The organism is Geobacillus subterraneus, from assembly GCF_001618685.1.
Taxonomy (GTDB): Bacteria; Bacillota; Bacilli; order Bacillales; family Anoxybacillaceae; genus Geobacillus; species Geobacillus subterraneus.
Window position 1 is genome coordinate 3,461,905 of the sequence record NZ_CP014342.1, and the last position, 12,522, is coordinate 3,474,426.

7 protein-coding genes and 3 pseudogenes are annotated in these 12,522 nt (G+C 48.8%); all 10 read left to right on the plus strand.

Features of this window, described 5'->3' with window-relative positions:
• Positions 1-147: 147 nt before the first annotated feature.
• The 10 genes and pseudogenes from GS3922_RS16880 to GS3922_RS00005 all read left to right on the plus strand — a co-directional run bounded on the left by GS3922_RS16880 (position 148) and on the right by GS3922_RS00005 (position 12,458).
• Positions 148-1,566, plus strand: a complete 1,419-nt coding sequence (locus GS3922_RS16880; RefSeq protein WP_225995684.1) for an ArsR family transcriptional regulator — start codon at positions 148-150, stop codon at positions 1,564-1,566.
• 156 nt (positions 1,567-1,722) lie between these two features.
• Positions 1,723-2,952, plus strand: coding sequence for a hydantoinase/carbamoylase family amidase (locus tag GS3922_RS16885; protein ID WP_063164648.1), 1,230 nt, complete (start codon positions 1,723-1,725; stop codon positions 2,950-2,952).
• A 33-nt stretch (positions 2,953-2,985) separates the two neighbouring features.
• Complete coding sequence (locus tag GS3922_RS16890) at positions 2,986-4,164, plus strand: M20 family metallopeptidase (protein WP_063164649.1); 1,179 nt, start codon at positions 2,986-2,988, stop codon at positions 4,162-4,164.
• 752 nt (positions 4,165-4,916) lie between these two features.
• A complete protein-coding gene (locus GS3922_RS16895) occupies positions 4,917-6,467 on the plus strand; it encodes an AbgT family transporter (RefSeq protein WP_082816502.1) in 1,551 nt (516 codons plus the stop codon).
• A 633-nt stretch (positions 6,468-7,100) separates the two neighbouring features.
• On the plus strand, positions 7,101-7,553 hold the full coding sequence (locus tag GS3922_RS16905) for a VanZ family protein (protein ID WP_063164651.1): 453 nt from the start codon (positions 7,101-7,103) through the stop codon (positions 7,551-7,553).
• Positions 7,554-7,640: 87 nt separating this feature from the next.
• The gene (locus tag GS3922_RS18240) at positions 7,641-7,757 is read left to right on the plus strand and encodes a DUF3789 domain-containing protein (RefSeq protein WP_011232702.1); all 117 of its coding nucleotides are present in this window, start codon (positions 7,641-7,643) and stop codon (positions 7,755-7,757) included.
• Between the two features lie 254 nt (positions 7,758-8,011).
• Positions 8,012-9,155: pseudogene (locus GS3922_RS16910) on the plus strand (IS4 family transposase).
• A 561-nt stretch (positions 9,156-9,716) separates the two neighbouring features.
• Positions 9,717-10,577, plus strand: a pseudogene (locus tag GS3922_RS16915) (IS982 family transposase); the annotation flags it as partial.
• A 35-nt stretch (positions 10,578-10,612) separates the two neighbouring features.
• A pseudogene (locus GS3922_RS16920) lies at positions 10,613-11,199 on the plus strand (SPASM domain-containing protein); the annotation flags it as partial.
• Positions 11,200-11,705: 506 nt separating this feature from the next.
• A complete protein-coding gene (locus GS3922_RS00005; protein ID WP_417935455.1) occupies positions 11,706-12,458 on the plus strand; it encodes a LacI family DNA-binding transcriptional regulator in 753 nt (250 codons plus the stop codon).
• The last annotated feature ends 64 nt before the right edge of the window (positions 12,459-12,522 follow it).

The window sequence follows — 12,522 nt, forward strand, 5'->3', positions numbered from 1 at the left end:
CGCATCGCCACGACGGCTTTTTTGTAAAAAAGGGAATAAGGCGGCCTGTCCGTTCGATGGAAGTGGGATAGTAGACATGCCGGCGGGCGCGGGGGCATCAATCGTCGTTTCAAAGAAAGAGAAGGTTAGGTTTCCAGTGGTGGCTTTATGGAAAAACGTGGGGTCGCAGTCCGCCACTTTGAAAGCGGAGACAGGCGGGGAAGAGAGCGGCTGAAGAAGCCGTCTTTTCCCGCCGCTATGAGCAGGCGGCAAAAGGAGGGATGTATCATCCGCATTCGCTTAGGTCTGTTTGGTGCGGACGATTCGCTGTCCATGATTCAGGCGGTGGCGCAAGAGTACAAAGAGCTTGTTTGCGTTCCCGTTGTGTATTGGGATGAAAGTGAAGTGATCGATTTGATCCGCCCGCTCGCGTCAGAAGTTGATATGTGGCTGTTCTCCGGACAAGTGCCGTATTCGATCGTGAAGCAGTCCGGTGAGGTCGATGCGCCGCTGTTTTATGTGCCACATATTGGTGCCAGCTTGTACCGCACACTGCTGCAGGCGCACTATACTGCGCAGATTCCGGTCAGCCGACTTAGTTTTGACACGTACGAGCGTCGCGAAATCGAACGGCTGCTGGAAGAGGCGGGTATCGAAGAGCCGATTCCATACGTCAAGCATTACGAGGGAGGCATTTCGGCCCAGGAACTGTCCGACTATCATTACACCCTTTGGAAACAAGGGAAAACGGAAGCAGCGGTCACCTGTTTGCGGACAGCCCATCTTGAACTGGAGAAACTCGGGATGCCGGTGTATCGGGTATTGCCTGCCCGCTCGGCGGTGGAAGCGGTCATCCAAACAATCATTCGCACCGGACAGATGCTGCAGGCGCAAGATGCGCAAATCGCCGTGCAAATGATTGAAGTCGATGCGATGCAGGCGGCCTCCCCAGAGACATTTTCGACCGATGACATATATCGTCTGGAGATGAAGACAACAGAAAAATTGCTACGGTATGCAAAAAAAGTCCAAGGGTCGCTCAAAAGCGCCGGACCGGGCCGCTATGTCATTTTTACGACAAGAGGTGCATTAAAAGAGATCACCGAAGGCTATAAAACGGTCCCCTCGGCGGAGGAGACGGGGCTCCTTGACGGCGAGGTCATCGCGTGCGGAATCGGCATCGGCCGAACGGCGTATGAGGCCGAAATTCAGGCTGGGAAGGCGTTTTTGCATGCGAAACAAAGCGGGCGGGGTGCGTGGATGGTGGTGTTTGATGACGGAACGATCTCGGGTCCGTTAGGAAAAAGTGTGCACCTCCGCTATTCGCTCGGCGGCGGAGAACTGCGGCAGCTGGCGGAGCGGACGGGATTAAGCGCCGCGACGCTCTGCAAATTGAAAGCCATATTGCAAAAACGCGGAACCAACGAGATCGAAGCGCATGAGTTGGCTTCTTACATGCGGATTGTGCCGCGCAGCGCCCGCCGGATTTTAAACCAATTGGAGACTGTGGGCCTTGCCGAAGTGGCCGGGGAGACCAACCCGTATCCGCGCGGGCGTCCGCGCAAAGTATACCGCATTTTCTTATAATTGCTCGATCAGCTTCTGCCTTTAGCGTCAGGCAGAAGTTTTTTGTTGTCTTGAAGGTGTTTTTATTATTTGTATTATTTGAAAATTAACTCTGTTTCCGTTATAATTAAGGACATATCCGAAAATTATCCGTAATTAAGGTGAGGGGAGGATAGCTTGATTCAAGGGGAACGTCTTTGGCAGCGGCTCATGGAACTAGGGGAGGTCGGCAAGAAACCAAGCGGCGGCGTCACGCGCCTCTCGTTCACTGCTGAAGAGCGGAGGGCCAAAGATTTCGTCGCTTCCTACATGCGCGAAGCGGGGCTCTCTGTATATGAAGATGCGGCTGGCAACTTGATCGGACGGAAAGAAGGAGCGAATCCGGATGCCCCGGTCGTCCTTGTTGGATCTCATCTCGATTCGGTTTACAACGGCGGTTGCTTTGATGGACCGCTCGGGGTGTTGGCCGGCGTGGAAGTCGTTCAGGCGATGAACGAGCACGGGGTTGTGACGCACCATCCAATTGAAGTCGTGGCATTTACGGACGAAGAAGGAGCGCGCTTTCGTTTCGGCACGATCGGCAGCCGCGCGATGGCCGGGATGCTGCCGCAGGAAGCGCTCGAGCGCCGCGACGCGGAAGGGATTTCCCTCGCTGAAGCGATGAAACAGGCGGGGCTTGACCCGGACCGCTTGCCGCAGGCAGCGCGAAAGCCAGGAACGGTGAAAGCTTATGTCGAACTGCACATCGAACAAGGACGGGTGCTGGAGGAGGCTGGTCTTCCAGTTGGCCTCGTCACTGGCATCGCCGGTCTGATTTGGGTGAAATTTACCATCGAAGGAAAGGCAGAACATGCCGGCGCCACGCCGATGTCATTGCGGCGCGACCCGATGGCCGCCGCCGCGCAAATTATTGCGATCATTGAAGAGGAAGCAAGACGAACAGGAACAACGGTCGGTACTGTAGGACAGTTGCATGTCTATCCGGGCGGTATTAATGTCATTCCGGAACGGGTCGAATTTGTGCTCGATTTGCGTGACTTGAAGGCTGATGTGCGCGATCAAGTATGGAATGCCATAGCCGCGCGGGCAGAGACGATCGCCAAGGAGCGGAACGTTCGCCTCACAACCGAGCGTCTGCAAGAGATGCCGCCGGTGCTATGTTCCGATGAGGTGAAGCGCGCGGCGGAGGCGGCGTGCCGAAAGCTTGGCTATTTGCCGTTTTGGCTGCCGAGCGGTGCAGGCCATGACGGCGTACAGTTGGCTTCGATTTGCCCGATCGGCATGATCTTTGTCCGCTCCCAAGATGGGGTGAGCCATAGTCCGGCGGAATGGAGCACTAAAGAAGACTGCGCTGCTGGTGCAGAGGTGCTTTATCATACGGTGTGGCAACTGGCCCAACGGGAATAACGAAAAAGACAAACGAACAGGGGGAGACTATGGATGACAAAGGAAGAAATCAAACGGCTCGTCGATGAAGTGAAACAGGAGGTCATCGCCTGGCGCCGCCACTTGCACGCCCATCCCGAATTGTCGTTCCAGGAAGAGAAAACGGCGCAGTTTGTGTACGAGACGCTGCAATCGTTCGGCCACCTTGAGCTTTCGCGGCCGACGAAAACGAGCGTGATGGCGCGCCTTGTCGGCCCAAAGCCAGGCCGGGTCGTCGCCATTCGCGCCGATATGGACGCGTTGCCGATTCAAGAAGAAAACACATTTAAGTTTGCTTCCAAAAACCCAGGCGTCATGCATGCGTGCGGGCATGACGGCCATACGGCGATGCTGTTGGGGACGGCGAAAATTTTTGCCCAGCTTCGTGATCACATTCATGGTGAGATTCGCTTTTTGTTCCAACACGCGGAAGAACTGTTCCCCGGCGGAGCGGAAGAGATGGTGCAAGCTGGCGTCATGGACGGGGTGGACGTCGTCATCGGCACCCACCTTTGGTCGCCGCTTGAGCGCGGAAAAATCGGCATTGTGTATGGGCCGATGATGGCCGCACCGGACCGCTTTTTCATCCGCATCATCGGCAAAGGCGGCCATGGGGCGATGCCGCATCAAACGATCGATGCCATCGCCATCGGGGCGCAAGTGGTGACGAACTTGCAGCACATCGTCTCGCGCTATGTCGACCCGCTCGAGCCGCTTGTTCTGTCCGTGACACAATTTGTGGCGGGTACGGCCCATAATGTCCTGCCAGGGGAAGTCGAAATTCAAGGGACAGTGCGCACGTTCGACGCCGAGCTGCGCCAGACGGTCCCGCAATGGATGGAGCGCATTGTCAAAGGGATCACCGAAGCGCACGGCGCCTCGTATGAGTTTCAATTTGACTACGGATACCGCCCGGTCATTAACTACGATGAAGTGACCCACGTCATCGAAGAAACGGCGCGCGAGCTGTTCGGCGAAGAGGCAGTGGCCCGCTTGAAACCGAACATGGGCGGCGAAGATTTCTCCGCCTTTTTGCAAAAAGCGCCCGGCAGCTTTTTCTACGTGGGCGCGGGCAATGTAGAAAAAGGCATCGTGTACCCGCACCACCACCCGCGCTTTACGATTGACGAAGACGCGCTTGAGATCGGCGTGCAAATGTTTGTCGCCGCGACGTTGAAACTGTTGGCAAGCTGAACATGGAGAAGAGCAATGCTGGTATGGGCGCGCTTTCGTCTTCATGCTTGTTGTATAAGGAGATGAGGCACAGTAGATCGAATGAGTGTGGAGCTTGAATGGAGCGTGCATATTTACTAGCGGCACCGCGTCGGAGTGCATTTGTTTGAATGGGGCGTGCGTTTTGTTTGCCAATATATCTATAGAAGGCCGGTGAAAAACAGCTGGTTTCGCCGAGCCCGTTGCTTTCGGCTGAAAGAGAAAAGTTGATTTTACAGGATTTCTCAATTTGAGAAGAGGCTCTGTTTTCCGCAATTTTTCACTAAATCACCAGTCCTATAGAACGCCCGGTATGAACTAACTGGTGGGATAAAAAACTATGTGCACCGAGCACTCGACCGACAAGTTCGAGATGATGCGAAAGCGACTCGACGCCATCGGGTGCTCGGTCTATCAAGCATACGGTATGATTATGACCGGAAAGGAAGGTTCTGTACGAGAGAAAGGAGCGTAACGAACGCTATCGGTTTCTCTCTTTTGGAGAACGGCTGACAATAAAATAGATTGATAATTCAGTGAATATAACCAGAACAAATGGGCGACCAACCAATAGACGTTCGTACTCGCCTTTTATTGCCTTTCTTCTATGCTGTTATGGCGAGAAAAGCACAGAGAGGGGAATGACGGACGATCGATTTTGCGGTTCATTTTTTCGTTTATCGTCCGTTGCCGATTTCAATCATTGCTGATATGAATGGAAAGGAGAATGTGAAATGGCTGCGCCGAATGTGAATATTCCTACTCCTGAAACGCCGCCGCGCGGGTTTTTTAGCCGGATGCTTAATATAATTGAAAAATACGGAAACCGACTTCCGGATCCTGTGACTTTGTTTGTTGTTTTGTCGATCGCGATTCTTATTGCTTCTGCTATTGCGGCGGCAGCCGGTCTTTCTGCTGTCAACCCATCAACGAATGAAACGATTCAGGCGGTCAACTTGTTGTCGAGTGAGGGATTGGTCAAAATTTTAACAGGCATGGTGACGAACTTTGCTCAATTTCCTCCTTTAGGACTTGTATTGGTCGTCATGATTGGTGTGGGGCTGGCTGAAGCGACCGGGCTTATTCAAGCTCTGATGAGGCGGGCGTTGGCCAGTACTCCTCCGAGATACGTGATTCCGACGGTCATTTTCATTGGCATGTTAGGGAATATGGCAGGGGATGCCGCTTTTGTCGTTTTGCCTCCTATTGCGGCCTTATTACTGATGGGGATAGGGTTCAACCCATTGGCGGGTTTGATTATGGCTTATGCCTCAATAGCCGGCGGGTTTGCGGCTAACTTGATTGTCAACATGCTGGATGTTTTAGTCGCTGGTTTTACAGAAGTAGGCGCTCAAGTGATGGATCCTAGTTATAAAGCGAATCCAGCAATGAACTGGTACTTTCTTGCGGCTTCATTTGTTGTACTTGTCATTGTAGCCACTGTTGTCACGAACAAAATCACAATTCCTCGTTTAGGAAAATACGAAGGCGATGTTCAAAAGATGGATCCGTTAACGGATGATGAAAAGAAAGGATTGCGTTGGGCAGGTTGGTCTGCTCTTGTTTACATTGCGATTTTGCTGGTGCTCGCCCTCCCCAGTGATGCGATTTTACGAAATCCAGAAACAGGATCTTTGGTAAGCGGCTCTCCCTTGATGAATGGACTCGTTCCGATTATTATGTTTTTGTTCCTAATTCCAGCCTTGTTTTATGGAATGGGGGCCAAAACAGTTCGTTCGGATAAAGATGTGGCAAAAATGATCGGGGATGCTCTAGCGACAATGGGTCCTTATATTCTTCTGGCGTTTGTCGCCGCTCAGATGATTGCATATTTCAACTGGAGCAATTTAGGTCCTATTATTGCTATTAAAGGGGCGGAGTTTCTCCAGTCGATCGGGTTGACAGGCATCGGTCTAGTGGTGGGATTTGTGATCATCGCTGCCTTGATTAACTTGTTAGTGGCCAGTTCTTCAGCTAAGTGGGCGATTTTAGCACCGGTCTTTGTACCTATGTTTATGGTGTTAGGATATGACCCAGCTTTTACGCAGATAGCCTACCGAATCGGTGATTCCATCACAAATCCGATCACTCCAATGCTTCCTTACTTTGCAATTTTATTGTCGTTTGCCAAAATGTATAATCCGAGAGTAGGGATGGGGACGTTAATGGCTTCGTTGTTGCCATATACGATTTTCTTTGCCCTGGCTTGGATTGCGATTTTGGTGGTTTGGTTTTTCCTGGGTTGGCCGTTAGGGCCGAATGGGCCGATTTTCCTTCCGTCTTAAGCGCTGTGAAAAAGAGTTCGTCTTCGTAAACAGGGAGCATGTAGAGGAATGGAATGAAAGAAACCTGCAGCAAGAAAATAGGTGTTTCCTTCACAGCTTGTCAAAGTTTTGTGTCAAAACTGTTGTGTCCGTACACGATGAAAAAGAAAGAAGATTTAGTTAGCTGCCAAATAGCCCTCTTTAGGAGGGGTTTGGCATTTTTTATGCACCGTGACGAAATGGGGGTTTTTGGACTCGATATAGTGTGCAAACTGTTTTTGTTTGGAAGGGATTTGAACTTTGGATCGCACGTGGATAGCCTGGTGGACAGCTTGCCGTAGGGCGGGTGTTCCCAGAAATATCACCATCTCAAAGCGCAGGCGCAGATGGGGGAGTGTTCCACATGTGGTGTGGTAACTGGTCCGAGGGGATAACGAAAAAGATAAACAAAGGGGAACGGAGAAAAGAAGTCTTCTTTCCAGCCTGTGAGCGAACGATTTTCAAGCAATGATGAAGCAACTTTCAAAAAAGAAAATGGAAAAATATCACCATCCCTGTTATGATGATAAAGAGTTCAGCGAACAAGGTGTCTACTTTCGTTTGTTGTGTAGGTACCTTGTTTTGTTGGGAAAAAGGTTGTTGGCAGGTGGAACGATGAGAGATTTCCTTTCCCGCTGGGTCCCCGTCATTCTCTGGTGCCTCGTCATTTACAGCTTCAGCGAGTCTTCCTGGTTTACTGGGGCGAATACGGCGCATGTGCTGCAGGTGATTTTATCGTACTTGCCGTTTGGCAGTGGGGATGAAGAGGGGTCGTCATTTTTGAATTTTTTGATCCGCAAAGCGGCGCATTTGACCGAATTTGGCATTTTGGCCGCGCTTGTATGGCGGGCGCTGTCGCCCAAGCGGTTTGCGTATGCGGGCGCTTGGCTGTTTGCGACCGTGTATGCGGCAACCGATGAGTGGCACCAGTCGTTTGAGCCGGGGCGGACGGCGACGCCAAAAGATGTGGCGATTGATTCATGTGGGGCGCTCCTCGCGCTTTTGATCGTCTTTGTTTGCCGCCATTGGTTAAGGACAAAGCATCGGGCGGTCAAACGCGGCGTATAATAGAACAGAGCTCTCTCAACGTATAGGCCTAAATGCAAACGGAAAGAATGGCCAATAACGAGTTTGCGAGAGAAGGGAGAGAGGGCCATGGTCGCGTTTATCGCGGGAATGTTTGTCGGTTCATTCGTGATGCTTGTTATCATGAGCATGATGGCGGTGGCGAAACGGGCGGATGAAGCAAGCGAACGGTGGAGGGAAAAGTGAGAAGTCCCTTGCGGCAGGCAAGGGATTTTTTGTGAAAATGCTGTGCGATCATGTTTACGTCAGCTTGCAAAAAAGGCCGCACATTGTTGAGGACCGCCGTGAAAGACCGACGAAGTACAACGGATTCGAAAAGTTGAAGGGGATAAAATTACAGGCGTGTTGATTATCCAATAAAATCCAAAGGGTATAGAAAAAAGAGCACCTTTCCTGTAGAATGTGAGTAGCGACACAAACAAACCCAGGAGGTGCTCTCTATGAACAAGCATACCACACTCCCGAATTTGATGCAAAAACTTGTTTCGGATGAAGAGATTCAACTGATTGCCGAAGCGGTTGGGTATCGTGATTCGTCTCGAACCTTTACGTTGCGCGAGTGGATTCACTTCTTCCTGCTGGCCGCCATGCATCAATGGAAAAGCTTTCGCCACGGAGCCGATGTGGGGCCTCTGTATGGATTGCCGCGATTCCATTATTCCACAGTATCCAAGAAAGCGAAAGAAGTTCCCTATGACATCATGAAACGCTTGTTGGCGTTGATCATTCCAAGTGCAACCGCCAAACCCGCCGTTCGCTTCGGTTTCCCAAACCGCTTCGGGTGGTGGATTCGACGACCGTCACGGTCGGGAAAAACCGCCTGCCATGGGCGCCGTATCACGGCGAACGCGCCGGAGTGAAGCTGCACGTCGCGTATTCGCCGGAATCCTCGTTGCCGGCAGACGTGGTGGAAACCATCGGACTGCGTCATGATGGCCCGGTGGGAGAACAGTTGACGAACGCTCAACAAGTGCTGGTGGAAGACCGGGCGTATTTCAAAATCGAACGCCTCGATCGATTTGTGGAGCAGCATCAGCTCTTTGTCATTCGGATGAAGGACAACATCGAACTTCATCAGAAAAAAAGCTTGAAACGCCTTTCCAGCACATCCTCATCGGTTCAAGCCGACTTCACGTGCCAGTTGGGACGAAACAATGCCGCTCCACCAAGCGTCACCGGGTGGTGATCTTTCGAGATGCGAATGGCCGCGACATTCGGGTCGTGACGAACCTCTTCCATGCGTCTGCGGAAACCATTGCCGACATGTACCAACAACGTTGAACTGTTGAGGTCTTTCCGTTGGGTGAAGCAATATTGGGTGAAGCAATATCTGAATGTCCCGACCTGTTTGGCACGACGGAAAATGCGGTATACAACCAACTGTTTGCGGCGTTCATCGCGTATGTGTTGCTGCGATGGCTGTATGATCAAACCAAAAAACAGACGAACGTCTCTCTTTCCTTCATTTCGTTCGTTCGCCGTTTTTTCTCTGGGCAGCTTCCTCTCGATTGGAAATCCGGGATGGCCGCTGCTTTGTTTGAGTATGCCCAAATTTATGGAAGACGTATGTCTAATTTTGGATAATCAACACTCGTGATCAAGGAATGATCTTATTAGCTGTATACGCCATTTCAGTTTTCTCTTCTTCGTATGTCGGAAGAAGTTTGGAAAGAAAAATATTCGAAGAGGAGAAACGCTTATTTGGCGGTATGGTGAAAATTAGTATAGCTGGGAATTTAGCGAAACTTATAGGATTTGGAGTAGGGGCTATCATTTTCAGTATTCCTTTAAGTATATAATTTTCTTATCATTCATTTTGTTTTTAGTCATGGCAAGTGTAAATGTTGAACACGGTTTTTCATATAGCAAGGCTTCTATTGCCGGTAAAAGAAAGTAAATAGTTTATTTTTGTTACTATTTGTTGGGCTTATATCATCCATTCCCATTCTATGGATACCATCTTTAGTAGAAAGATTTAATGAGGCAGGCATGATCAAGTTATCTTTTATTCCATTTGTATTACCGGGAACAATGAACATTTTACCCGTGGTGCTAGATAAACTTGATCAAGCATAAAAATAGCCCTTGCTGGCGGATCTCCAGTAGAATGAAAGTGTCACCCAACATTCGAAAGGAGAGATCCCCATGCAAGAGCACTTTCATTTTACTACAGATCCAGCCAAACTTCAAAAACAATATGCCGCTATTTTCTGTTTTGTTTCTGCCCAACTGTCGTTGATTCAAATGGATCTTCATCGCCGCAACCGTCACTTGGTCAAGCAAGAAGACGAAGTGGTCATGGCGGTTCACCTTTTGGGGAAGCTGCTGGGCTTTTCTTCCGAACGAGCCTGGCATCGTTTTGTCACGGGAAATTTGTTCACAAACGGCTCGTTTCTTGAACGCTCCCGATACAACCGCCGCTGCCGGGCGCTTGGTTTCGCCATCAAATGGATCCGTCATGAGCTGGCGAAACGTGGCCAACACCATGCTTATGCGGTCGTCGACAGCTTGCCTCTTCCGTTGTGCCATCCCGTGAGAATGCAGCGCGTCAAGCGATTTCGAGGGATCGCAGATATGGGGTATTGTGCTTCCAAAAAGCAATGGTACTACGGTTTCAAGCTGCATCTTCAAGTGACCAATCAAGGGCTGGCCATGGGCTATGTCGTGACGGAAGCGTCCTGCCACGACGTCAAAGCCGCTGAAACGGTGATGACTCAAATCCCTCATCCCTACAACTTTGGGGACAAAGGGTACATCAGCCACGCTCTTCGAGAAAAGCTGTACGAAGAACACCAAGCCGCGTTCTGGACACCGTCTCGACACCATCAAAAGCACGGCCCATCCAAGGCATGGGAAGAATGGATCAGGAAAAACGCAAAGTCATCGAGACGGTGTTTTCGATTCTCGTAGACCATACCGGATCACCGACATTCGAGCGAATTCCATGGCCGGTTTGAAGTGGCACTCGATGGCATCTTGTTGGCTTATTCCTTGGTCACACTAGGCTGGTTGAGCGCTGACACTCAACTAGCACCACGGGTATTCGCATTAATTTTGATGAAGACAATCTTTCACACATTCCGCGTTTTTTAGAAGAGTTAGCTGGTTATTTTGCGGGAGATTCGCGCTTTCAAATTTTTTGTCGCCCTGTTGGAAAATGGGGTGGAGCGAACGATGAAGATTTGCTGATATGCGACCATCGTACAGCAGAAACAAAAATATGGGAGTTTACGGAAATTGGCATTAATCGTGGGTTAAATATGAGTTCGATCATTGAGTCGATGTTAATGCCTACTGGGGCAGTTTGTTATGCAGCTAAGCCACATTCGTTTGTCATTGGCGCAATGGTCAAGTGTATAAATGTACTTGTTTCCTTCATGAGGAATATAACCATGTTGGATGGCTTCATGCTGATGGAACAATGGAAGTTGATTTCGATAAATTAGCTTTATGGGTCACGTCAGGAGAAGAACAAGATGAACATTGCCAAGCTTGTTTTTTTCGTCCAGCATGCCAAGGGAATCATTGTCCAATGTATCGCATACGTAAAGGAAAACGTCCTTGCCCTTATGAAAAACGGAAAATTAAACAAGTGTTGCGCTTAATTTATGCCAACAATCTAAGATAAAGTAACAGTGGTGTGATGATTTAGGGCGATATAAAACATTTTAATGCTTGACGAGAGTAGCGTAACGTGTAAAAAACATTTCACAACATGGGAGGAGGTGAATGATATGCGGATTTTACGTCCAGCTGTATCTCCAGTCATAGCGTCTAACTCAGGAAGACTTTCTAAATCTGTTCCGGGCAATTTAAAAATAATATCATTTAAACTTAGTATAATTTCTATCACTTGATAATTTATACATTCATAGAGAATGGAAAAATGGATTTGTCAAACTATCTCTTTTCCTGAAAGATGAGTAATTGGTGTTTTGCTAATAAAATGAAAGAGGGGCTCAATCCCAAAAGTTTGGGTGGCAGCCCCTTAAATGTCATTATTTGAGGTCGAAATATGTTAAAAATGATGGTCACGCAGATTGAAAAAATAAAAAAATAAAAAAAAATAGTTGCAATTGAAAATGTAATCGATTACAATAATTTCAGGACAAACATAAAGAATGGAGATAGGTAATGGTAAGGATTAGCGATGTAGCAAAATTAGCCAACGTTTCTACCGCCACTGTTTCCAGAGTTCTAAGCAATTCTGGAAACGTGAAAAAAACGACAGAAAAAGTACTGGAAGCAATACGAAAACTTAATTATCAGCCGAACATGTTAGCAAGACAACTAAGAAAATTAGAAACAAAAACAATACTTGTTGTAGTGCCAGATATTACGAACACGTTTTTCTCAAAGGTATTGAGAGGAATAGAACATGTGGCAATTGAAAACGATTACGAAGTCCTTCTTGGGGACACTGGTAATAATATAGAGCGCGAAAGTGGGTATTTAAATATATTGCGCCAGAGAAAAGCAGATGGAATGATTCTGCTGACGGCAAGGCTTGAATCACACGTATTAGAAGAGATTGCTAGTGAATTTCCTGTTGTTCTTGCGTGTGAGTACTTGGAAGGATCTACAATTCCAACTGTTTCCATAGATAATATTAGCAGCGCAAGAAAAGCTACAGAATACTTAATCCATTTAGGGCATCGAAGAATTGGTTTTATATCCGGACCTCTAAATGTTATATTGAGCCGCGATCGATTAAAAGGATTTCGGCAAGCTATGGCGCAACATGGTATTCCAGTAGAATCATTTTTAGTGCAAGAGGGCGATTTTTCTTTTGAAAGCGGTTATAACATGATGATGAAATTTTTAGCACTTGACCAGCCTCCGACAGCCGTTTTCGCTTCTAACGACGAAATGGCTATCGGGCGATAAAAGCAATAAAATCCAAGGGGTTGCGTGTGCCTGATGATATTTCGGTTGTTGGATTTGATGATAT

Bases quoted from the DNA above. Each gene is read 5' to 3' on its own strand.
- GS3922_RS16880 (WP_225995684.1), top strand. From the start codon at position 148: ATGGAAAAACGTGGGGTCGCAGTCCGCCACTTTGAAAGCGGAGACAGG.
- GS3922_RS16890 (WP_063164649.1), top strand. From the start codon at position 2,986: ATGACAAAGGAAGAAATCAAACGGCTCGTCGATGAAGTGAAACAGGAG.
- GS3922_RS16895 (WP_082816502.1), top strand. From the start codon at position 4,917: ATGGCTGCGCCGAATGTGAATATTCCTACTCCTGAAACGCCGCCGCGC.
- GS3922_RS16905 (WP_063164651.1), top strand. From the start codon at position 7,101: ATGAGAGATTTCCTTTCCCGCTGGGTCCCCGTCATTCTCTGGTGCCTC.
- GS3922_RS18240 (WP_011232702.1), top strand. From the start codon at position 7,641: ATGGTCGCGTTTATCGCGGGAATGTTTGTCGGTTCATTCGTGATGCTT.
- GS3922_RS00005 (WP_417935455.1), top strand. From the start codon at position 11,706: ATGGTAAGGATTAGCGATGTAGCAAAATTAGCCAACGTTTCTACCGCC.